Origin of the sequence: Acinetobacter sp. ABJ_C5_2 (assembly GCF_044538485.1) — a bacterium.
Classification (GTDB): domain Bacteria; phylum Pseudomonadota; class Gammaproteobacteria; order Pseudomonadales; family Moraxellaceae; genus Acinetobacter; species Acinetobacter nosocomialis_A.
The window spans coordinates 15160-37740 of sequence record NZ_JBIUCS010000008.1; the positions used below are offsets into that span (position 1 = coordinate 15160).

A 22581-nucleotide genomic window follows, 5' to 3' on the forward strand; every position below is an offset into this window, starting at 1 on the left:
TAAGAGCGATAAGATATGAATCTGTTAAAACCTCTCATCATGAGTATGGTGATTGTTTGCACGGTCACATTAATGGGGTGTAGTAAAGAGGCTCCCAAAACAGAAGAAATACCCTATGTGATGGTGACGCAGCCTTCGACCACACTAAACGAATTAAAAAGCTATGCAGGAGATGTACAGGCTCGACAACAAACAGCCTTGGCATTTCGTGTGGGTGGACAAGTTACGGCTCGCTATGTCGATGTGGGCGACCGAGTTAAAGTTGGACAAGTATTAGCAAAACTCGATGTAGCAGATGCACAGCTACAATTAAATGCTGCCAAAGCTCAATTACAGAATGCACAAGCAGCAGCGAAAACAGCATCAGATGAACTTAAACGTTTTCAACAATTATTACCTGTCAATGCAGTAAGCCGTTCACAATTTGATACGGTTAAAAATCAGTACGACGCGGCGCAAGCAGCGTTACAACAAGCCCGCTCTAACTATGAAGTTTCTGCAAACCAAACTGGTTATAACCAACTCGTTTCTAATAAAAACGGGGTAATTACAGCGCGTAATATTGAAATTGGACAAGTCGTTTCAGCAGGACAAGCGGCTTATCAATTGGCGATTGATGGTGAACGTGAGGTGGTCATCGGTGTACCAGAACAAGCAGTTAGTGAGATTAAAGTTGGCCAAGCGGCATGGATAACTTTGTGGTCTAAACCGAATGAAAAATTTGCCGGATATGTACGTGAAGTTTCTCCTGCGGCTGATCAGTCTCGCACCTTTACAGTTAAGGTAGCTCTCAAAGAAGGCCAATCTGCTATTCAGCTTGGACAAAGTGCACGCGTATTTTTTAGCTCGACTCAAACTAATGTCATGAGTGTGCCACTTTCGAGTGTTTCAGCTACAGATAATCAAGCTTATGTATGGGTAGTCAATGCCAACCAAACTTTACGTAAAGTACCTGTAACAGTTGGGGCATATGGCAGAGATAGTGTACCCGTGTTAACTGGTTTAACACCAAATGATTGGGTTGTGATTGGTGGGGTTCATTTGCTACGCGATAAGCAGAAGATTCACCCGATTGACCGTGAAAACCGTGCGGTGAAAATTCAGGGAGCAACGAAGCCATGAAATTCAATCTCTCGGAATGGGCACTGAATAATAAAGGCATTATCCTTTATTTCATGCTGTTGCTTGGCATTATCGGTGCAATCTCTTATTCAAAACTGTCACAAAGTGAAGATCCGCCTTTTACCTTTAAAGTGATGGTCGTCAAAACCTACTGGCCTGGAGCGACTGCCAAAGAGGTTTCAACGCTGGTGACTGACCGGATTGAAAAGGAGCTGATGACAACAGGGCAGTATGAAAAGATTATGGCTTACTCCCGCCCAGGTGAGTCAATGGTTACTTTCTTTGCCAAGGATTCATTGAAGTCGGCACAGATTCCTGATGTTTGGTACAACGTTCGTAAAAAGGTCAATGACATTCGCACTGAAATGCCAAGCGGTGTGCAAGGCCCTTTTTTCAATGATGAGTTCGGTGATACTTTCGGTAATATTTATGTACTGACAGGCAAGGACTTTGACTATGCACTACTCAAAGAATATGCCGATCGTTTGCAATTACAGCTGCAACGCGTCAAGGATGTTAGCAAAGTCGAATTGGTTGGCTTACAAGACCAAAAAATCTGGATTGAGATTTCAAACACCAAAGCAGTTCAGCTCGGTATTCCTCTTTCTGCAATTCAAGAAGCCTTACAAAAGCAAAATAGTATGGCAAGCGCTGGTTTCTTTGAAACTGGTACAGACCGTATTCAAATTCGTGTAAGTGGGCATTTACAAAGCGTTGATGAAATTAAGAAAACGCCGTTACTGGTAGGCAACAAAACCATTCAACTTGGTGATGTCGCTGATGTCTACCGCGGTTTTAGTCAACCAGCTCAGCCACGTATGCGTTTCATGGGTGAAAATGGTATTGGCCTTGCTGTATCAATGCGTAAGGGTGGTGACATTATTGCCTTGGGTAAAAACCTCGAAACGGAATTTGCCCAACTGCAAAAGACTTTGCCTTTAGGCATGAAACTACAGAAGGTGTCGGACCAACCTGTAGCAGTACAACGCAGTATTCATGAGTTTGTGAAAGTACTTGCTGAAGCTGTCATTATTGTTTTGTTAGTGAGCTTTTTCTCTTTAGGTTTCCGTACAGGTTTAGTGGTCGCTTTTTCCATTCCTTTGGTTTTAGCAATGACCTTTGCCGGTATGAATATATTCGATGTCGGGCTACATAAGATTTCTCTAGGTGCTCTGATTTTAGCTTTAGGCCTATTGGTCGACGACGCGATTATTGCCGTCGAGATGATGGCCATTAAGATGGAACAGGGGTATAGCCGAATTAAGGCTGCCGGATTTGCGTGGAAAACAACGGCCTTTCCAATGCTGACAGGGACACTGATTACTGCGGCAGGCTTTTTACCTATTGCTACGGCACAGTCTAGTACGGGTGAATACACGCGTTCGATCTTTCAGGTGGTGACTATTGCATTATTGGTGTCTTGGGTTGCCGCAGTTTTATTTGTGCCTTATTTGGGTGAAAAACTACTGCCTGATTTTACCAAGACTGGGCATCAAGCACCTTGGTATGTTCGTTTATGGGCAAGATTAACGAAAAAACCGCAACCACAAACGATCGAGATTTCACAGGACCATCATTACGATCCTTATCAATCTAGTTTCTATTTACGTTTTAGGAAAATGGTCGAGTTTTGCGTGACCTATCGTAAAACTGTAATTGCGACAACAGTTGGGATATTCGTACTCTCTGTACTGATGTTTAAAATGGTTCCTCAGCAGTTTTTCCCGCCTTCAAACCGTACCGAGATTTTAGTCGATTTAAAACTTGAAGAAGGCGCTTCGTTAACCGCTACAGAACAAGCGGTGAAAAAGGTTGAACAGTTCCTGTCTAAACAAAAAGGTATTGATAACTATGTGGCCTATGTGGGTACAGGTTCACCGCGTTTTTATTTACCGTTAGACCAACAATTACCACAAGCCAGCTTTGCACAATTTGTGGTTTTAGCCACTTCACTTGATGACCGTGATGAAATTCGTCGCTCGCTAGAAACCCAAATTAAGCAATTACTTCCACAAGTTCGTACTCGTGTGTCATTACTGGAAAATGGTCCACCTGTGGGTTATCCGTTGCAATATCGCGTGTCAGGTGAAGATCTCAATCTGGTACGTAAAGAGGCGCAGCAGGTTGCTAAGGTCATTAGTGAAAACCCGAATACCACCAATGTGCATTTAGACTGGGGCGAGCCGAGCAAGATCATTGCAATTCAAATTGATCAAGACCGTGCTCGACAAATGGGTGTGTCTAGTGTGGATTTGGCAAATTTCTTGAACGCTTCAATTACAGGTAGCGCAATTGAACAGTATCGTGAAAAGCGTGAACTGATTGAGATCCGCTTACGTGGTGATCAAGCTGAGCGTGTTGAAGTCGCTTCTCTTGCAAGTTTAGCAGTACCAACAGCCAATGGAACCACAGTGCCTTTAGCCCAGATTGCGAAAATTGAATATAAATTTGAAGATGGCCTGATCTGGCATCGTAACCGTTTACCAACGATTACCGTGCGTGCAGATATTCGTACCAAATTGCAGCCAGCAACTGTTGTGGGCGAGTTAGCGGAATCAATGGATAAATTACGCGCTGAGCTACCAAGTGGTTACCTCGTTGAAGTCGGGGGAACTGTAGAAGAGTCAGCACGTGGGCAAAGTTCGGTCAATGCCGGTATGCCACTGTTTTTAGCGGTTGTCATGACATTACTCATGATTCAGCTGAAGAGTTTGTCGAGAGCAACGATTGTGTTCTTGACCGCACCATTAGGCTTAATTGGGGTGGTTCTGTTCTTACTTTTATTCAATAAGCCATTTGGTTTTGTGGCCATGTTGGGAACCATTGCCTTGTCCGGCATGATTATGCGTAACTCGCTTATTTTGATTGATCAGATCGAACAAGATCGGCAAGCAGGGCATCCAACGTGGGAAGCGATTATTGATGCAACGGTACGCCGTTTCCGTCCAATTATTCTGACGGCCTTGGCAGCAGTGCTAGCCATGATTCCACTTTCGCGAAGTATTTTCTTCGGTCCAATGGCTGTTGCAATTATGGGTGGATTGATTGTAGCGACCTTGCTGACATTGTTTTTCCTACCTGCATTGTATGCTGCGTGGTTTAAGGTGAAAAAAACAGCATAAAATACATAAATTTTTTGTGAATAAAGGTGCGAAATATTGAAAAGTCCAATATAGTAGCACCTGTCTTTACACAAAAAATACAGGATTATTTCACTGCATAAAAAATAGGCAAAGTGCAGTGAATTGAGGTGAAATACAGATGGGGCAAGACCATATCGAACAGCATCGCCGTTATATTGTAATTTCTTATGCGTTCATGTTTCTTGCATTGTTTACGGTTATTTTTGCGGCCTTTGCTTATCTGGTCGCTCGTAAAGTAGCTGTTGTGGATGATGCGGAAGTTTGGATTCATGCTCATGCGCTCTGGATTATGCGCAATGGTATTCTATTCCTCTTCATGTCAGTTTTTGCTGTTGTTTGGTTTATTCCTCTCTTCTTTTTTGCATGGAACAGCAACCTTTGGGTAACTGCATCAACAGTTGCTGGTGTTGTTTTTAGCGCTATTGCTTGGTTATTTTTATTAAATGCATGGTTAAAAGGCTTGTCTAAATATTTAAAAAATAAGGCAGTTTTTTAATATATCTGTTTTTTGAAAGTTTTCCCCTTGTAAATTCGGCTAAAGCCCCCCATTTAGTCGGCAATAGAGTATTGATAAAATTTCCGTGAGGAGCACCGCCAAACATGGCTAAACGTGATTATTATGAGGTTTTAGGCGTTTCAAAAACCGCAAGTGATGATGAGATCAAAAAAGCCTATCGTAAATTGGCGATGAAATATCATCCTGACAGAAACCCTGACAATGCCGAAGCAGAAGAAAAGTTTAAAGAAGCTTCTGAAGCTTATGAGATTTTATCGGACAGCGAAAAGCGCAGCATGTATGACCGTATGGGACATAATGCGTTTGAAGGCGGCTTTGGTGGCGCTGGTGGTGGCTTTGGTGGTTTCAGTGCAGAAGATATTTTCAGCCAGTTCGGTGATATCTTTGGTGGAGCGTTTGGTGGCGGTGGACGTCAGCAACGCCAACGTCGCGGTTCAGACTTACGCTATGTCATGGAACTTACCCTTGAGGAAGCTGTAAAAGGGGTGAAAAAAACCATTACCTTTACTGCTCCGGCACCATGTGATGTGTGTGATGGTAAAGGCTCTCAAAATCCAAAAGATGTAGAAACTTGTAAAACTTGTCATGGTTCAGGACAAGTACGTATGCAGCAAGGTTTCTTCTCTGTACAACAAACTTGTGGCACATGTCGTGGCCAAGGCAAAATTATTAAAAACCCATGCCATGCATGTCATGGTTCAGGTGTAGCTGATCGCCAGCAAACATTGGAAGTTACTATTCCAGCGGGTGTAGATAATGGCGACCGCGTTCGTTTAAGTGGTAAAGGCGAGGCGATCCGTGATGGTCAAGCTGGTGACTTATACGTTGAAGTGGTTGTTCGTGAACACGAAATTTTCCAACGTGATGGCGCCGATTTATATATGGACGTACCAGTAAGCATTGCTGATGCTGCACTTGGTAAAGAAATTGAAATTCCGACTTTGGAAGGTCGCGTTAGCTTGAAGATCCCTGAGGGAACTCAAACAGGTAAATTATTCCGTTTACGTGGTAAGGGCGTTCGCCCTGTACGTAGCAGCATGGTGGGTGATTTACTTTGCCGTATTGTGGTAGAGACACCAGTTAATTTAACGTCTCGTCAACGCGAGTTACTCAAAGAATTACAAGCATCTTTCGATGGCGAAGACAGTGCTTCTTCACCAAAGAAAAAATCATTCTTTGATCGTTTATTCGATTAATGCTTGATTAGATCGTAAATTAAAAAGAAGGCGGATATTCAAAATATCCGCCTTTTTATTGCGCTGATTCATCTTATTATTTTTATTCTGCTTAAAAGAAAATGCCTACCGATTACTCTGTCGGGTGAGCGACATCAATATCATCAACACTTACAATAAGTTCACTTGATGCAACTGGAGCTACTACAGCTTCGACAGTAGCTTGAGTAACTGGTTTTACAGTTACTTTTACTGTTTCTACTTCTGCGGCTTTTTCTCCAATGATCGGGTCGATATCTTCAACTTTAACTTCAGCAGTGGTATTGCTTGCTACGCTTGTTTGAGGTGTAGGTGTTGCTGCTTGAGTATTTACGTTCGTGGTAATGCGTGCTTTAGATAAGCTTTCTAATGTGTCCCCAGGTTGGATTGCAGGCTCTGCAAATGCTACTGAACTCATCATCCCCATAACGGCTATTAAGCCCATAATTTTCGAATGCATGCTGAACTCCTTATAGTCATCTTTTTTTCATTCGTGGGTCCGTAGTGTGCAGATCAATTCTTTAACTTTTGTGAAAACTGATTAAATTTCAGTTCATCTTAAAAAATATTTTTTACTTTTTATTGTGAGCAAAGAGTTTTGATATAGTAGGCCAATTACGTAAAACACAAGATTGGGAAGGATTATGTCAGCAGCTCCACGCATTGGTATTTTGGGTGCAGGTGGCCGTATGGGTCGTATACTTATTCAGGCAGTTCAACAAGCAGGTTATCAATTGGGAGCCGCTGTTGTACGCCCAGAAAGTACTTTAATCGGTGCTGATGCTGGTGAACTTGCAGGAATTGGTTCAATTGGAGTGAAGCTTACGGGAAGCTTGGCTGAGGTTCTTAAAGACTGTGACGTTGTAATTGACTTTTCGACTCCTGCTGCAACATCTGAGCATCTAAAGCTATGTCGTGAAGCTGGGGTAGCTATCGTGATCGGGACAACGGGAATGTCCGATGAACAAAAAGCTGAGCTTGATGAAACGGCAAAACATATACCTGTTGTATATGCGGCAAACTATTCTGTTGGCGTAAATGTATCAATCAAGTTACTTGAGCTTGCAGCAAAAGTATTTGGCGATACAGTAGATATTGAAGTGATTGAGGCTCACCACCGTCATAAAGTAGATGCGCCATCAGGTACAGCACTCATGATGGGTGAAGCGATTGCTGATACTTTAGGCCGTAACTTAAAAGAAGTTGCTGTTTATGGTCGTGAAGGGCATACCGGTCCACGTGAACGTCAAACGATTGGTTTTGAAACCATCCGTGGTGGCGATATTGTAGGTGAACATACTGTCATGTTTATTGGTGAGGGTGAGCGTGTTGAAGTCACTCACAAAGCCACGAATCGTATGAACTTTGCTGCTGGTGCAGTACGAGCTGCTGCATGGGTTGTAGGTCGCGAAGCGCACAAATACGACATGAAAGATGTTTTAGGATTGAACGACGTACAGGTGTAAACCATCTGTATACGTCGCATATGTGGCGAGAAAAACAAGATAGAGCAGAACATGAATAAAAAACAAATTGCTTTGACCACTCTTCTTTGCTTAAGCAGCCTCTATGCAGGGGCTGGCTCTACAGACAAGGCGAAACTTAGCCTTGACCGTAATCATATTAAAGTGTGGACCTATCAAAAGGCTGATAACCCAGTCTTTCAATACAAAGCTGAAACAACCTTTGATGTACCCATTGAGCGTGCTGTGGCGGTGATTTTAGATGTAAAACGCGCAGCGCAATGGGTGCCTTATATGGGTAAAGTTGAAATGCTGTCTCAGGATGAGAAAAAGGGTGAATTTACATTATATATGGTTTTAGATTTTCCTTTTCCGCTAAAAGACCGCGATGTTGTGGTGAAAGGAAAAATGAGTAAAGCTGCTAATGGCGTTATTACGATTAAGAACACAGCAATTAATAGTAATTATCCGATTCAACCCGATGTGGTTCGTTTAACTCGTTATGAAGGTGAATGGACATTCCAGAAACTAGCGAACAACAAAGTTAAAGTAACCACGAGTGGCTATGCGGACCCAGCGGGTTCAATTCCTTTAAGCTTTGTAAATATGTTTGTTCAGCAGCAACCGTATCAAATGCTGCTTAAAATGAAGCGGGAAGTAATGAACCCGATTTATGAGCAACCTAAATTGCCCGATATTTTAAAATAATAAGCAATAAAAAAGCGCCTGAGATGAGGCGCTTTTTTATTAATCTGAACATTGCTGTAAAGTTCGAGCTGGGCTACTTTCACGTTTGATTTGAAATAAAACCAGTAACAAACCTAACCCCGCCAGTAATGCACCAGCAAATGATACTGCGCTATAACCCCAACCTAAATCGAGCACTAACGCACCTGCGGCTGCACCGACTGCGTTACCTAGGTTAAACGCACCGATATTTACTGAAGAGGCAAGCCCTGGTGCTTCATGAGCAACTGACATTACACGCATTTGCAAAGGCGGTACTAAAGCAAAGGTTGCGGCACCCCAGATCACTAAGGCAATCGCTGCTCCAATCTGACTTTGTGCAAGGATTGGGAAAATTACCATCATCACAATCAACAGGACCAAGAAACCAATCAGAGTTTTGTTGATGGACAAGTCTGCAAAGCGACCACCTAAATGGTTACCAATTGAGAAGCCGACACCAATCAACACCAACATAAAAGTAATAAAGGTAGGTGAAGCATGAGTAAACTCAGTCAAACTTGGCGCGATATAGGTATAAAGCGTAAACATTGCACCTGCACCGAGTACGGTGGTAAGTAATGCAAGTACCACAGGGCCACGCGTTAATACTTTCAACTCAGCTTTCACATTTGGTTTTTGGGCAACCATACCTTGCGGTAATGCTTTCCATAAAGCGAGCATGGTAATCACACCAAGCAATGAAATCGCAAGGAACGACATACGCCAGCCAATATTTTGCCCAACCCATGTTGCTAACGGTACACCACCAATATTGGCAATGGTTAAACCCATAAACATGGTTGCCACAGCACTGGCTTGTTTGTGCGCGGGTACAATACTCGCTGCTACAACAGAGCCAATCCCGAAGAAGGCACCATGGTTAAGGCTTGTGATGAGACGTGCACCTAATAAGCTCATATAGCTTGGTGAAAACGCTGCGATCAGGTTACCCACCGTAAAGATCGCCATCAGCAAAATAAGCGCATTACGCCTAGCAAAACCACCAAACCAAAGTGTCATGAAAGGCGCACCTAGCATGACGCCAAGTGCATAGCCCGTAATTAACATTCCGGCTGTTGGAATTGAAATACCTAAATCATTAGCGATATTCGGCAACAGCCCCATTGGTGAGAATTCTGTGGTGCCAATGGCAAAGGCACCAATTGCCAATGCCAGTAACGAGAACGCCGTATTTGATTGAGTGTTCATGAGTTTAGTCCCAAACTGGTGCCCATGGCTCTGGGCTAACTTCACGACTGTTACGGTCAAGTTCGGCAATCATTTGCATTTCAGCTGAAGTTAACTCGATATCCTGTGCTTTTAAGTTGCTAATCAGGTTTTCACGTTTAGTCGAAGATGGAATGACTGCAAAACCACGTTGCAATGCCCACGCAAGTGCAATTTGTGCTGTCGTTGCTTTATGAGCTGCTGCAATTTCAGCTAAAACAGGGTCTTGAAGCACTTTGCCGTACGCAAGCGTCATATATGAAGTGACATCAATCTTCTTCTCTTGTAAGAAATTTACAAGTTTATGGTTTTGAAGATAAGGACTTAGTTCAATCTGGTTTGTTGCAATATGCTCTACACCAATTGTGTCAATTGCTTGTTGAGTAAGTGCAATATTGAAGTTTGAAATACCAATTTGTTTAGTTAAGCCCTGTTGTTTTGCTTCAAGTAAAAGCTGCATGATTTCAGGAATCGAAACGCCTAAATCTGGTGCTGGCCAGTGAATCAAAGTTAAATCGACATGGTCAGTACGAAGCTTTTCTAAGCTCTCTTTTAAGCTTGGAATAAACTTATCTTGAGCAAAATTATCTACCCAGATTTTTGTAGTTAAAAACAAGTCCTGACGTGATACACCGCTTTCAGCAATCGCTTGACCAATCGCTGCTTCATTATCATAAATTTGAGCAGTATCAATGACACGGTAACCTACGTCTAAAGCAGTTTTAACAGAATCAATGACTGCTTGTTCTTTAAGACGGAAAGTACCTAGACCAAAACGTGGGATATTCATGTGTTCACCTAAATTTGAATAATCATTTAACTTGAGGTGCATTTTGCTTTTTTTATTGTTGCGAAAAAATAGATGAATAAGCAAAATATCTTTGATGATTAGTCAATAATAGAATAAGCCATGAAATCAACAATTGAAGAACTGGTTGCCTTTATCACAATTGTTGATACAGGCTCCTTTGTAGCCGCAGCAGAACATTTAAAACAAACACCTTCAGGAATAAGCCGCTCTCTGACACGTTTGGAAGCAAAGTTAGGTGTGACCTTGTTGGAGCGAACAACACGTAAGTTAAAACTCACCCAAGAAGGGCAGCAGTTTCTGATGAAGGCTCGTAAAATTTTAAATGAGCTGAATGCTGCTGAAGAAGAGTTACAAAAGTCTGATCAGGGTACTGCGGGACTGATTCGTATTGATTCGGCAACGCCATTTGTCTTACATGTCATTGCACCATTAATGCATAAGTTTCGTGAGTGTTATCCCGACATTGAAATCGAAATAAATAGTAATGATCAGGTGATTGATCTGTTACAACATAAGACCGATGTGGCATTTCGATTTGGGGAACTCAATGATTCGAGTCTTCATGCCAAGTTAGTGTGCAAGAGTCGTTTATATATTGTGGCAAGTCCAGAGTATTTAGCGATTAAGGGAATACCGACACAACCTGAACAACTTGAACATCATGATTTAATTGGTTTTACCAGACCTGATTATATTAATAGCTGGCCAATTAAAGTGGGAGATGAATATTTTTTCGCACAAGCAAACATTAAAGCTTCAAGTGGTGAGACTGTACGCCAGCTCACAATTAGAGGACATGGTATTGCACGGCTATCTGAATTTGAAATTTGGAAAGATATTCAAGAAGGGCGATTGATTGCGTTATTTGAAGATCAAATCGAACATCAATATCAAAGCATCCATGCTGTGTATTATCAACAAGAGCATCTACCAAAACGAATCCGTTTATTTATTGAGTTTTTGGCAGATCAATTAAAAGATGGTTTTAAAACCTGTCTCTAAACTTACCATAAGCATCACTTGGAAAATGAACTTCTAAAATAGGTGTCGTTTGTCCTTGTGATGAATGTTGAGATAAGAAATAGTTTTGTTGTTGTTCTCGGCAACTAAAATATAATTTTGAATAGACCGAATTCACCATGACAACTTCGTTTGAGCTATTACGTTTATATTCATAATGAGAAATCGTATAGGTCTCATCATCAGTGCGCTGTTCTAATTTATAGTCCTGTTGGTTGGTCATTTTTAAATAGCCTTCTATGAGGCTTTGGCAAACCGTGTGTCTGTGCTGCTCATTTTTGGGCTGTGGTTGGCAACCCGCTAAAACAATAGTAAATAACAATATAACTTTTAATTTCATGATCTTGCTACTCTTTGAGTTGATTTCCATAGCCTAAAGGTGTTCTATAAACCAGTACAGATACAGAAATTTTTAAAAAAGCAGCACAGAATGACTTTTCAATATCAGGTTCTTGCCAATCAATTAGCACATCGTATTTATCAAGATGAACTTAAACCTCATCAGAAGCTTATTTCTTTACGAGATTTCGCTCGTCAGCACAGCATTAGCTTAAGTACGGCAAAAAGTTGCTATGAATTGCTTGAAGCGAGGGGACTCATTTATGTAAAGCCGAAGTCGGGTTATTTTGTGGTTGCTCGTAGTCAATCTAGTCCTATTCCGGATAGTCCGGATTTTTTATCTTTGCCTCGACATGTCTCAAATCTGGAGTTACATAACCAAATTCAGGAAGCTGCTTTACAAAGTCATCTTGTACCGTTGGGTTCGATCCAGTTAACGCCGCACTTTATTCCTGTAGAAGGTTTACGTCGTTCTATTCAACGGGCTTTAAAAAATTGTCAGCCACAAGATTTTCTTTATTGTAATAAACAAGGGCACGAGCAATTAAGAAAAGCGCTTTCTGATCATTGGCGTGAAGATGGTATTTATATCGCGCCGGAAGATATTTTTGTTACCAATGGCTGTATGCCTGCTTTGTCTTTGGTGATTCAGAAGCTCACTGAAGTAGGCGATAGTATTCTTATTCCTACACCTACCTATAATGGTCATTTACAGTTATTAGCAAGTTTAAAACGACAGATTGTTGAGATTCCTGCCGATCATCGTGGCATTGATCTTGAGCGTTTAGAGTCATTAATGCAGCAAGGTTTGGCTAAGGTTTGTTTAATGACAGCGAACTACCAGAACCCTTTAGGATATTGTTTTAGCAATGCAGAGAAACAAAAGATTGCTGAATTAGCCGCAAAGTATCAGTGTTTTATTATTGAAGACGATATTTTTGGTGAATGTGGCTACAGTAGTGAGCGACCATTGCCTATTCGATATTGGGACCACGAAGGTTATGTGATTTGGTGTGGTTCAGTTTCTAAGTCTTTGTCGAGTGCGTATCGCGTAGGGTGGTTCTGTTTAAGTGCGAAGCTACAACATTTAAGGCTTGAGCTGGTAGCCAGTAATATTGGGGTTAATACACCGCTACAACTAGGCCTAGCTGATTTTATTTATAGTCGTGGTTACAGGGAGCATTTAGAGCAGTTAAGACCGAATTTGATGCGGCAAGTCGAGGAATATCGTAGTTGTATTTTAAATGCCTTTGAAGGTATTCCAATTGCACTGAGTCAACCAGAAGGCGGCTATGCACTCTGGATGCAGTTACCTAAAACTGTAGATAGTTTGGCGCTCTATTACACTGCAAAATCTCACGGAATTACCGTAGTTCCCGGGCATGTTTTTGGTGAGGATGAACGCTATCGGCATTTTATTCGTTTAAATGCAGGTCATGAGTTAACAGCAGATGTCCGCCAAGCAATTAAAGACTTAGCGGACTGGTCACGGCAACAGATTAAAACAGCGAGTTAGTTTTATTCTGCAAAGTCTGCTTTAAGTACAATGCGGTAGCGTGCCTGACCTGAGTGTAGACGTTCAATTGCTTCATTGAGCTGTGACATTGGAAACAGCTCAATTTGAGGCGCAATTTTTTTGCGTGCAGCAAACTTCAAAAGTTGACGTAGTGCAGCAGGTGAGCCTGTAGGTGAGCCAGTTACTGATTTAGCACCGCTAATAAGTGAACCTACAGAAACAGGAACAGGTTCTAGGGTGAGACCCAAGAAGTGCAAAGAACCATTGGGTGCTAGCGTAGAAATGAAAGCACGCCAGTTTAGCGTCACGTTTACTGTGCTGAGCAATAAATCAAATTTCCCTTTTTGTGCTGTTACCGCGTCTGTATCACGGCTATTCACGACATGATCTGCTCCCATTGCTTTAAGTTCCTCTGTTTTATCAGGGTTGGAACTAAATGCAGTGATCTCACAGCCCCAAGCTTTGAGTAGCTTAATGGCGATATGCCCTAAGCCACCAATGCCAATCACACCGACATGATGTGTTGCTTGAATCTTATGTTTAAGTAGTGGGTCAAAAACGGTAATTCCGCCACAAAGTAAAGGACCAGCACTTTCAGCGTCTAAATCGTCAGGGAGGGGAATAGCCCACTGCCAACCTGCACGGACTTTATCGGCAAAGCCACCAGCATGCCCCACGATTGTTGCAACACTTCCGCCTGTACAAAGTACTTGCTGACCACCAATACACTCATCACAGGCTTGGCAACTTTCAGCTGTCCAGCCAATACCGACACGTTGTCCAATTTGTAGACCTTTGGCTTCTGAACCCAAAGCAACAATTCGTCCAATAATTTCATGGCCTGCTACCACAGGGTAGACAGTCGATCGCCATTCATTGTTTAAAACAGAAATATCAGAATGACATAAACCGCAGTATTCAACTTTTACTTCAACCTGATGCGGTTGCAATTCACCTGCGTCAAATTGGTAAGGAACCAGTTTTTCACCTGCTTGCATTGCAGCATAGGCCTGAATCGTATTATTGCTCATCGGAAACTCCTTAAGCGGATTTGAACCGTTCTGGTAGGTTATGAAGCTTTAAATTGACAATCGTTTTCATGATCATCGACCATGCCTACTGCCTGCATAAATGCATAGCAGGTGGTTGGGCCGACAAATTTGAAACCATTCTTTTTAAGCGTTTTAGAAAGTTTTACGCTCAGTTCAGTTTGAGCAGGGGCCTTACGATAATCTACAACATCATTATGTTGAGGAGCTGCATCTACAAACTGCCAAAGCCATGTAGAGACATCACCAACTTGTGCTTTGAGTGCTTGCCAAGCAATCGCATTGTCACGAATGGCTTTAAGTTTACCTAAGTGACGAATTAAACCAGCATCAGATAATTTTAGTTCTAAAAAATCATCTGTGAATGAAGCAATTTCTGCAATTGGATGATTAAAAAAGTGCTGACGGTAGCTTTCTCTTTTTTTCAGTACGGTAATCCAAGATAAACCAGCTTGCTGACCTTCGAGGCAAAGCATTTCAAATAAACGTGCTTCGTCGTGTTCGGGTTTACCCCATTCTTCGTCATGGTAAGCAATATAAAGTGGATCGTCGGAACACCATCCGCAGCGTTGAGTTTTCATGATGATGCTCCTTATATTTATCTTGGAATTTTAAAGTTTAAATAGCACCCATTCATTTGGGCGAGTATCCCAATAATACAGTTCAGCTTGAGTTAAGTCTTCAAACTTTAGCCAAAAATCTTTGCCAACTTTATCTGAAAAACCGGTACTGATCAGTAGGGCATCATCGCTGATTTCCATGATCCAGCCTTGATAGCTATTGCCATTTAAAATGATCTTTTGCTGGTTGCCAGACTCGGCAAACTCTACTAAGCGATTGATCAGCGCTTCCGACATAAAATGTTCCTAGCGTAAATATGAATAAGGATTAACAGCACCACGTCCTTTACCATTTAGGTAAAGACCATAGTGGAGATGAGGTGAAGTATAACGTGCATTGCCCGTATTGCCGACATAGCCAATTAAATCGCCTTTTTTGACATAGTCACCAACACTTAAGCCACGTTTGTGACCATCAAGATGAGCATAATAATGCCATGTTCCTGCTGGGCCTAAAATCCAGATGACTTTGCCACCCAAGTTATTATTACGAAGATCGGCAACTAGTCCTTCGGTTGTGCTATACACTTTGGTTCCACGTGGAGCCAAAATATCAATGCCTTCGTGACTACGGCCCTGACTGCGTGCTGCACCCCACGTGTCTTTTAGTTCGTCTCGATCGACACCTTTTACCGGAACCGGGAATCGATTTGGAAGCTGCATACTCTCGAGCTTACTAATTTGAGCGGGTGACAGTGGTGTAGGTTTTTTAGGTGCGCTGGCACAGGCAGCCAATAGAATAATAAGAAAGCCAAGTGAGAAACGAGAAACAAAACGTCGCACGAAATACTCCCTGTCATAGTTATATCAAAATTATTTTGACCACTATGTCATGAACGGCTTGTCGAGATCAATTTTTTCATAGCGGTTGGTATACCTTTGGCAATGGCCTGTTCCGGACTTAGCCACTGGCCTTCAAGTTCAATCGCCAAATGTTCTTTTTGATCAGGTTCCACGTGGAACACGTGAGCATTAAGTAACCATGTGAAGTGAGTGAAGCTATGGCTGATCTGAAAAATTTGCGATTGAGGCTGTAGTTTAAATTGCTGACTTATGCTCAGTCGTTCATGTTCATTTTCTAAAATAGGTAAACAAAATAAACCACCCCATAGGCCATGAGCTGGGCGTTGTTGCCAGAACCACTCATCTTCACACTGAATAATAAGAACATCTGCTGTTTTAACAGGTGGTGTTTTTTTCGGTTTTTTAAAAGGTAATTCTTGTTCTAAACCTTGCTGGTAAGCCTGACAATGAGCTTGCATTGGACAATATAAACACAGCGGTTTTTTAGGCGTACAGATGGTTGCACCCAAGTCCATAATCGCTTGAGTGTAGTCATGATTACGATATGTCGGGCAAAGTTCTTCAGCGAGTTTCCACATTTCACGTTCGTGTTGTGGCTTACTTAAGTCATCTTCAATGGCAAAGAAACGAGCTAAAACACGTTTCACGTTGCCATCCATAATCACGCCGTACTGACGTAAACCTAAAGACATGAGTGCACCTGCGGTCGAGCGACCAATGCCAGGTAGTGCAATCCATTCTTCTAGGGTTTCAGGAAATTTACCTTGCTGTGCTACAAGACCAGCGGCTTTATGTAAATTGCGGGCACGAGCGTAATAGCCAAGACCTGCCCAATAAGGGGCGACTTCATCCCAAGTTGCATGACCTAAAGCTTCTACCGTTGGAAAGCGCTCCATAAAGCGGTCAAAATATTGCAGAACTGTTTTTACCTGAGTCTGCTGTAGCATAATTTCGGAAACCCAAACTTTGTATGGATCATCTGCGACTTGCCATGGCAAATCATGACGACCATGTTGATCGAACCATTTTAAGAGGGCATCAGAAAAAGAAAATTCAGGCATGAACAGCTATAGAAGAAAAGTAAGGGCTAAATTATAGCTGAAATTGGGGAGAAGTTTTGTTTAAAGCAAGCAATCAGAACGAGCCTGTTAAAACAGAGACTACTTTAAAACGAGTAGTCTCTGTTTCCAGCATAAAAAGGATTAATCCGCTTTTACGCCCCAACGTTGATCAAGTTTCAACGGTTGGTTTTTATAGTAAGGAATGACATGAATGTGGAAGTGGTCGGAAGTCTGGCCAAATACTTCACCATCATTAAAGCCAATATGGAAACCAGCTGGTTGATGACGAAGCTGTGTTTCATGACGGGCAATTTCAAGAAGTGTCAGTAAGCTTTCATGCTCTTTAGAGGTAATATCAAAAAACGAGCTTACATGGCGCAGTGGCGTTACAACACAATGGCCTTTAGACAACGGATTTGGGTCAGGTAAAATTACAGCAAATTCATTCTTATCAATGATGTCATATTCATCAAAATTGCAATACGGACATTTCTTGTCAGTCATTGTTGTATCCTCTCATGTTATTCCATTAAACCCCGAGTGCGGGAAATAAGACTAGGCTTTGCTCTAGCTCAACGGGAGTATATTTATTGAAGTATGGTTTAAAAAATACAGGAAAAATATTGCAAAGTCATAAAGATTTAAGGGAGCAAATGCGAAAAAAGAACCATTTGCTCCAAATTTGCTTCTTTTATTTTAAAGTACGTTCTAATAAAGCGTACATTTTAGCAAGGCCTTGTTTTTCCGCTTCGCTGTTGTAGCCAAGGTCGACACCATTCGCTTTAGCTCTTTCATCTGCAAGCGGGTTACTAAAGCCATGTTTAGCATCCTTTAAAACCACTACTTCATGTTTAACCTCAGCAGCTTGCATCTCTTTTTCAAAATTAGCAACATCTTCTAAGGTGACCATGCTGTCTAGTTCACCATGTAGAACTAAAACTTCACCTTGAATGTTGCCTTTTTGAGCAGGTGCCTTAGGTGTTAATGTGCCATGGAATGTCGCAATTGCTTTGAGAGGAGCACCAGAGCGAGCTAGATCGAGTACTACTTTGCCACCATAGCAAAACCCTACCGCTGCAAGTTTTTCACTATTCACTTCTGGTTGAGCAGCTAAAGTTTGAAGCCCTGCATTAGCGCGGTCAGTCACCGTGTCTAACTCTTCAAATGTCTGCATCATCCATTCGTAAGCTTGAGCTGCAGTCGTAGTCACTTTTTTATCGCCATACATATCGATTGCAAGCGCAGCATAACCGTGTTCAGCAAGTTCACGCGCACGTTGTTCAGTGTATTCGTTACGACCCCACCACTCAGGACCAATAATGACACCAGCTACAGGGCTTTCACTCTCTGGAGCTGCAAAGTAACCAATTAAATGGCTGCCATCTGGTGCAGTATATTGAATTTCACGGGTTTTAATTGCTGTACTCATGACATTAATCCTGAAATTTAACTTGATTTAAATACGCTTGATTAAAGCATAAAAAATAAAAGTCATATGAATAACTATGTAAAAATCTACATCAAAAGAAAAACATAGAAATAATCAGCCAATAAAAAAGAAGGAACGAGTTCCTTCTTTTTGATATGGTCATAATTAAATTAGGTTCGGCCTCGCGAAATAAAACCAATAACAGCGAGAATTACAGCGATCACTAATAAAATCACGGCAAAGTCTTTAGATAACCCTGCAACACCACCAAACCCTAATAGACTGGCAATGAGTGCAATCACTGCAAAAATTATTGCCCAACGGAACATATGCTGTCCTCCTTATTTTTCATTGTCTTTTTACTATATAGCGTGTTTTTTGCACGAAATGTGTCGTTTATGTGGTTGAAATGTATATTAAACAATCATTTTGTGATGCCAAAAATACGGCTTATTTTCTTAAGCCCAGTGTAGTTCAATGCTATAATCTCACTTTGCTTTATCTATATAGCTGTTAAAAACTTATGTCTACCGAGACCTCACTTCGTCCAATGTTTTGGAAAAATTACACGCTAGAGCAGCTGACACAGGCTGAGTGGGAAGCTTTGTGTGATGGGTGTGGTTTATGCTGTTTGGTTAAGCTAGAAGATGAAGATACCCATGAGGTGGCTTATACCAAGGTAGCGTGTAAGTTACTCGATTGCAGCACAGGGCGTTGCTCGGATTATTCAAACCGTCAGCAGCAAGTACCTGACTGTTTGCAACTGACGCCAGAAAGCTTGAAAACCATTCATTGGTTACCATCGAGCTGTGCCTATAAACGCTTGAACGAAGGCAAGAATTTACCTTCTTGGCACTATTTAAATACGGGTACGAGACAAAGCGTCGTTAAGGCGAAAAAGTCGGTTGCAGGACGTTGTATTCCTGAAAGTGATGTACATGAAGATGATTTAGAAGATTATGTAGTACGTTGGGTGCGTTAATACGCTCCCGATGGGCATTTTAATTACAGCGTATAATAAAGTAACACTTTTATCGTAAATTTTTTAATGATCTCCGTTATATAAAAATAAAAGCAAAAGGAGATAAAAATGATGAGACGACTAGCAGCCCCCTTGTTATGCAGTAGCTTCTTATTATTAATGGCCTGTGGCTCCAATAATACTAATTCAAAAAATCCTGAACAAAATACAACTGCAAAAACAGAGCAAACCAATGCTGCCAAACAAACTTATCAGATAGAGGCAATTGGACATTTTAATGAACCTTGGGCGATTACCAGCTTGCCAGACCAACGTTTACTCGTCACTGAACGACAAGGCAAATTAAAAATTTTTAATCCCCAAAATAAACAAGTGCTAGATGTTCAGGGTGTTCCAGCGGTGAACTATGGCGGACAGGGTGGTTTAGGGGATGTTGCTCTACATCCAGACTTTGCCAAAAATCACTGGATATATCTCAGTTATGCAGCCAAAGGGCAAGGCGGATCTGGGGCAGTGATTTCGCGTGCGCAATTAGATTTATCTAACCCCAATCAGCCAAAACTTACCAATATAAAGCAAATTTGGCAGCAGGTGCCTAAAGTCTCAGGGCAAGGCCATTATGGGCATCGTATGCTTTTTGGCGCAGATGGTAAGCTTTGGGTCAGTTCAGGTGAGCGCCAAAAGTTTGACCCTGCCCAAAATATGAAAAGTAACTTGGGCAAAATCTTGCGTTTAAATGATGATGGCACCGCGGCTGTAGGTAACCCTTTTTATAAGCAAGGCGGGGTCACTGCTGAAATATGGTCACTGGGACACCGTAACCCGTTAGGTATGGCTTTTGACCGCCAAGGACAGCTGTGGGTGGTTGAGATGGGGCCTAAAGGTGGTGATGAGCTTAATATTATTACCAAAGGTGAAAATTATGGTTATCCAATCGTTTCAAATGGAGACCACTATTCGGGCCAACCTATTCCAGATCATCACACTCGGCCAGAGTTTAAAGCACCCGAAATTGACTGGACTCCTGTTATCTCTCCATCGAGTATGATCATTTATCGTGGTCAGCAATTTCCTGGATGGCAAAATAAAGCCTTAATTGGCGGGTTATCTTCTGAAGCCATTGTCGTTGTAGATTTAGAGCATAAGCCCGTAAAAGAAGTGCAGAGATTAGAAATGAAGCAACGTATTCGTGGGTTACATGAAGCACAAGACGGTTCAATTTGGGTAATTGAAGACGGTCCAAAAGCCCGTCTATTGAAGCTGAGTAAGAAACTCTCTTAAGGCCTCGAGTTAGCCTATAAATAAAGGATGTGTCTCATAGATTCAAATTGTAGATTTCTGTGAGACACAATAGACTATAGTGAAAAGACGATAAAGCTATTTGAGATGTCAGACACCCATATTCCACTTCCTGAACGCCTGCGCCCGAGAGACTTGTCTGAAATTATTGGGCAAGATCATTTGTTAGGTGAACATGCACCTCTACGTCAAATGATTGATCAGGGGCATTTGCCTTCTATTATTTTTTGGGGGCCGCCAGGCGTTGGTAAAACGACGATTGCTTTACTTTTGGCTCAAGCGATAGATCGTCCGTTTGTAAGCTTATCTGCGCTTAATACGGGTGTAAAAGAATTACGTGAAGTGATTGCAGAGAGTGGTGATTTACTGACACCTGTGGTTTTTATTGATGAAATTCATCGCTTTAATAAATCTCAGCAAGATGCATTATTAGGTGCGGTAGAAAAAGGCAAAATTACCTTAATTGGCGCGACGACTGAGAACCCGTCTTTTGAAGTCAATAGTGCGCTTTTATCACGTTGTCAGGTCTATACCTTAAATAGCTTAGACAGTGTTGCAATTCAGACGCTGCTCAACAATGCACTTCAAGCCGATAAATTCTTAAAAGAACGTTACATTCATATAGAAGAATATGATGCGCTGATTCAGTTCGCAGCAGGTGATGCCCGTAAAGCGCTTAATTTACTGGACTTAATTGCGAGTACTTTTGAGCCAGAAATTGAAAATACCATTACCAATGCTGTGGTGGTAAAAGTCGCTCAGCAAAATATTGCGCGTTATGACAAATCGGGTGAGCAGCATTACGACCTCGTTTCTGCATTTATTAAATCAATTCGTGGTAGTGATCCAGACGCAGCCTTGTACTGGATGGCGCGGATGCTTAAAGGCGGGGAAGATCCGGTTTTTATTGCAAGACGTATGCTGATTGCAGCTTCAGAAGACATTGGGAACTCGAATCCAAATGCGCTATTGCTTGCAGGTGAATGTTTCCGCTCTGTACAAGCGGTGGGTATGCCTGAGGGTCGAATTATTCTGGGCCAAACAGCGGTTTATTTAGCAACAAGTGCAAAAAGTAATAGTACCTATTTAGCGATTAATCGAGCTTTAGAACTTGCTGAGAAAACGGCAAATTTACCAGTGCCGTTACACTTGAGAAATGCACCGACCAAGCTGATGAAACAGCAAGGTTATGGAATTAATTATCTCTATCCTCATGACTACCCAGAGCACTTTGTGTTGCAAGACTATTTGCCGCCTGAGTTGAAAGGTACCAAACTCTATGAGTCAGCAAGAAATAAGCGTGAGGTTGAAGGCGAGCGCTTACAGCAACGCAGATGGCAGCAGGAGCAATAGTTTTTATTGCTTCTTGTTATTCCAACTCTTCAGTGACCTGACCGTAAATCAGTAGCGTGAACACGCCTGTACCACCAATAATATTTCCAATGGTGGTTGGGATCAGGAAATTAAATAGATATTCGCCAATAGAAGCCTCTCCTTGCCAGACCAGATAGGACATTTCGGTAGAGCCAACAACAACGTGGGTAAAGTCGCCTAGTCCTATCAGATAAGTCATGAAAAAGATGACTAGGAATTTATTGCTAACAGAGGGTAACATCCAGACCAATGCGGCAATTAAAAGTCCTGACATAACCCCTTTAAGCAGGTTCTGGATTGCAGAAAAAGACGCAACATGATGTGCGAGCTCATCTAGTGCTTTGTCAATGTCTGGAGTAAACAGGTCAGTGGTCAGGAAGAATAAACTCGCCAAAGCTGTTCCAATGATATTGCATAGAATCACAATCCCCCATAAACGGCCTACGGCTCTTAATTTGTCCAAGGTAAAGGGCTTAAATAAGGGCACAACTGTAGTAATGGTATTTTCAGTAAAGAGCTGCATGTGGCCCAAAATGGCAATTAGAAAGCCAATGGTATAACCGAAATTGGTGATTAAGTCGGTCCAGATCGCATCAGTTGGGATATAAGAGGCAATAATCGCTTTAAATACAAATGAAAAACTGATGACCAGACCTGCTGCAATGCCTGAAAAGATCAGTGCAGCTGTTGGGCGATCCAGTTCTTCTGCACCATCACGGCGGATAATTTCATAGACCAAACGGGGTGACAGTTTCTCATGTTCTTCTACTGCCATTTTTTCACGCCAGCTTAAGGTTTGCTCGACCTTTTTTTCCTCTATTTCATGATCCATCAGGTTTGCTCCTCACTGAATAAATATTTT

At 41.9% G+C, this 22581-nt stretch carries 24 protein-coding genes; 11 read left to right on the forward strand and 13 right to left on the reverse strand.

Annotated elements, in window-relative coordinates; genetic code table 11:
- Positions 1-15: 15 nt before the first annotated feature.
- The 4 genes from ACH8JV_RS10140 to dnaJ all read left to right on the forward strand — a co-directional run bounded on the left by ACH8JV_RS10140 (position 16) and on the right by dnaJ (position 5978).
- Positions 16-1122, forward strand: a complete 1107-nt coding sequence (locus ACH8JV_RS10140; RefSeq protein WP_396481590.1) for an efflux RND transporter periplasmic adaptor subunit — start codon at positions 16-18, stop codon at positions 1120-1122.
- Positions 1119-4244, forward strand: a complete 3126-nt coding sequence (locus ACH8JV_RS10145) for an efflux RND transporter permease subunit (RefSeq protein ID WP_396521063.1) — start codon at positions 1119-1121, stop codon at positions 4242-4244. Before ACH8JV_RS10140 ends, ACH8JV_RS10145 begins: the two co-directional genes overlap by 4 nt.
- 139 nt (positions 4245-4383) lie before the next feature.
- Positions 4384-4761 carry a hypothetical protein gene (locus ACH8JV_RS10150; RefSeq protein WP_002053984.1) on the forward strand — a complete coding sequence of 126 codons (378 nt, stop codon included), beginning with the start codon at positions 4384-4386 and terminating at the stop codon, positions 4759-4761.
- A 104-nt stretch (positions 4762-4865) separates the two neighbouring features.
- Positions 4866-5978 (forward strand): molecular chaperone DnaJ, encoded by a 1113-nt coding sequence (gene dnaJ / locus ACH8JV_RS10155; protein ID WP_263612597.1) that lies wholly within the window; start codon positions 4866-4868, stop codon positions 5976-5978.
- A 112-nt stretch (positions 5979-6090) separates the two neighbouring features.
- Here the strand turns inward: dnaJ and ACH8JV_RS10160 are convergent, their stop codons facing one another.
- On the reverse strand, positions 6091-6456 hold the full coding sequence (locus tag ACH8JV_RS10160; protein WP_396521065.1) for a hypothetical protein: 366 nt from the start codon (positions 6454-6456) through the stop codon (positions 6091-6093).
- Positions 6457-6640: 184 nt separating this feature from the next.
- On the opposite strand from ACH8JV_RS10160, the gene dapB reads away from it, so the two are divergent.
- Both dapB and ACH8JV_RS10170 read left to right on the forward strand, forming a co-directional pair.
- Complete coding sequence (dapB, locus tag ACH8JV_RS10165) at positions 6641-7462, forward strand: 4-hydroxy-tetrahydrodipicolinate reductase (RefSeq protein ID WP_396521067.1); 822 nt, start codon at positions 6641-6643, stop codon at positions 7460-7462.
- A gap of 51 nt (positions 7463-7513) precedes the next feature.
- Positions 7514-8167: an START domain-containing protein gene (locus ACH8JV_RS10170; RefSeq protein WP_396521069.1), complete on the forward strand. Its 654-nt coding sequence runs from the start codon at positions 7514-7516 to the stop codon at positions 8165-8167.
- Positions 8168-8206: 39 nt separating this feature from the next.
- On the opposite strand, the gene ACH8JV_RS10175 is transcribed toward ACH8JV_RS10170, so the two are convergent.
- Positions 8207-9397 (reverse strand): MFS transporter, encoded by a 1191-nt coding sequence (locus ACH8JV_RS10175; RefSeq protein WP_396521071.1) that lies wholly within the window; start codon positions 9395-9397, stop codon positions 8207-8209.
- 4 nt (positions 9398-9401) lie between these two features.
- Complete coding sequence (dkgB, locus tag ACH8JV_RS10180) at positions 9402-10205, reverse strand: 2,5-didehydrogluconate reductase DkgB (protein ID WP_396521073.1); 804 nt, start codon at positions 10203-10205, stop codon at positions 9402-9404.
- Positions 10206-10325: 120 nt separating this feature from the next.
- On the opposite strand from dkgB, the gene ACH8JV_RS10185 reads away from it, so the two are divergent.
- Positions 10326-11228, forward strand: coding sequence for a LysR family transcriptional regulator (locus ACH8JV_RS10185; RefSeq protein ID WP_396521075.1), 903 nt, complete (start codon positions 10326-10328; stop codon positions 11226-11228).
- Here the strand turns inward: ACH8JV_RS10185 and ACH8JV_RS10190 are convergent.
- Complete coding sequence (locus ACH8JV_RS10190; protein WP_396521077.1) at positions 11212-11586, reverse strand: hypothetical protein; 375 nt, start codon at positions 11584-11586, stop codon at positions 11212-11214. The two genes, ACH8JV_RS10185 and ACH8JV_RS10190, sit on opposite strands and share 17 nt — an antisense overlap.
- 90 nt (positions 11587-11676) lie before the next feature.
- Between ACH8JV_RS10190 and ACH8JV_RS10195 the strand changes: the two genes are divergently transcribed.
- Positions 11677-13101: a PLP-dependent aminotransferase family protein gene (locus tag ACH8JV_RS10195; RefSeq protein ID WP_396521079.1), complete on the forward strand. Its 1425-nt coding sequence runs from the start codon at positions 11677-11679 to the stop codon at positions 13099-13101.
- 2 nt (positions 13102-13103) lie between these two features.
- On the opposite strand, the gene ACH8JV_RS10200 is transcribed toward ACH8JV_RS10195, so the two are convergent.
- The 8 genes from ACH8JV_RS10200 to ACH8JV_RS10235 all read right to left on the reverse strand — a co-directional run bounded on the left by ACH8JV_RS10200 (position 13104) and on the right by ACH8JV_RS10235 (position 18393).
- The gene (locus tag ACH8JV_RS10200) at positions 13104-14132 is read right to left on the reverse strand and encodes an NAD(P)-dependent alcohol dehydrogenase (RefSeq protein ID WP_111855314.1); all 1029 of its coding nucleotides are present in this window, start codon (positions 14130-14132) and stop codon (positions 13104-13106) included.
- Between the two features lie 38 nt (positions 14133-14170).
- Positions 14171-14731 carry a DNA-3-methyladenine glycosylase I gene (locus tag ACH8JV_RS10205; RefSeq protein ID WP_396521081.1) on the reverse strand — a complete coding sequence of 187 codons (561 nt, stop codon included), beginning with the start codon at positions 14729-14731 and terminating at the stop codon, positions 14171-14173.
- Between the two features lie 30 nt (positions 14732-14761).
- On the reverse strand, positions 14762-15007 hold the full coding sequence (locus tag ACH8JV_RS10210) for a hypothetical protein (protein ID WP_001287364.1): 246 nt from the start codon (positions 15005-15007) through the stop codon (positions 14762-14764).
- A 9-nt stretch (positions 15008-15016) separates the two neighbouring features.
- Positions 15017-15553 carry a M23 family metallopeptidase gene (locus ACH8JV_RS10215; protein ID WP_396521083.1) on the reverse strand — a complete coding sequence of 179 codons (537 nt, stop codon included), beginning with the start codon at positions 15551-15553 and terminating at the stop codon, positions 15017-15019.
- A 47-nt stretch (positions 15554-15600) separates the two neighbouring features.
- On the reverse strand, positions 15601-16635 hold the full coding sequence (gene mutY / locus ACH8JV_RS10220) for an A/G-specific adenine glycosylase (protein WP_396521085.1): 1035 nt from the start codon (positions 16633-16635) through the stop codon (positions 15601-15603).
- Positions 16636-16776: 141 nt separating this feature from the next.
- Positions 16777-17139 carry an HIT family protein gene (locus ACH8JV_RS10225; protein ID WP_311087303.1) on the reverse strand — a complete coding sequence of 121 codons (363 nt, stop codon included), beginning with the start codon at positions 17137-17139 and terminating at the stop codon, positions 16777-16779.
- Between the two features lie 187 nt (positions 17140-17326).
- The gene (locus ACH8JV_RS10230; RefSeq protein ID WP_311087302.1) at positions 17327-18064 is read right to left on the reverse strand and encodes a dienelactone hydrolase family protein; all 738 of its coding nucleotides are present in this window, start codon (positions 18062-18064) and stop codon (positions 17327-17329) included.
- 170 nt (positions 18065-18234) lie between these two features.
- The gene (locus tag ACH8JV_RS10235; protein ID WP_000490267.1) at positions 18235-18393 is read right to left on the reverse strand and encodes a DUF1328 domain-containing protein; all 159 of its coding nucleotides are present in this window, start codon (positions 18391-18393) and stop codon (positions 18235-18237) included.
- Positions 18394-18587: 194 nt separating this feature from the next.
- Here ACH8JV_RS10235 and ACH8JV_RS10240 point away from each other — a divergent pair, with 194 nt between their 5' ends.
- The 3 genes from ACH8JV_RS10240 to ACH8JV_RS10250 all read left to right on the forward strand — a co-directional run bounded on the left by ACH8JV_RS10240 (position 18588) and on the right by ACH8JV_RS10250 (position 21698).
- Positions 18588-19046: a YcgN family cysteine cluster protein gene (locus ACH8JV_RS10240; protein WP_396521087.1), complete on the forward strand. Its 459-nt coding sequence runs from the start codon at positions 18588-18590 to the stop codon at positions 19044-19046.
- 108 nt (positions 19047-19154) lie between these two features.
- Complete coding sequence (locus ACH8JV_RS10245; protein ID WP_396521089.1) at positions 19155-20327, forward strand: PQQ-dependent sugar dehydrogenase; 1173 nt, start codon at positions 19155-19157, stop codon at positions 20325-20327.
- A gap of 105 nt (positions 20328-20432) precedes the next feature.
- Positions 20433-21698 carry a replication-associated recombination protein A gene (locus ACH8JV_RS10250; RefSeq protein ID WP_396521091.1) on the forward strand — a complete coding sequence of 422 codons (1266 nt, stop codon included), beginning with the start codon at positions 20433-20435 and terminating at the stop codon, positions 21696-21698.
- 16 nt (positions 21699-21714) lie between these two features.
- Here the strand turns inward: ACH8JV_RS10250 and ACH8JV_RS10255 are convergent, their stop codons facing one another.
- Positions 21715-22551: a formate/nitrite transporter family protein gene (locus ACH8JV_RS10255; RefSeq protein WP_209045348.1), complete on the reverse strand. Its 837-nt coding sequence runs from the start codon at positions 22549-22551 to the stop codon at positions 21715-21717.
- Positions 22552-22581 lie beyond the last annotated feature (30 nt).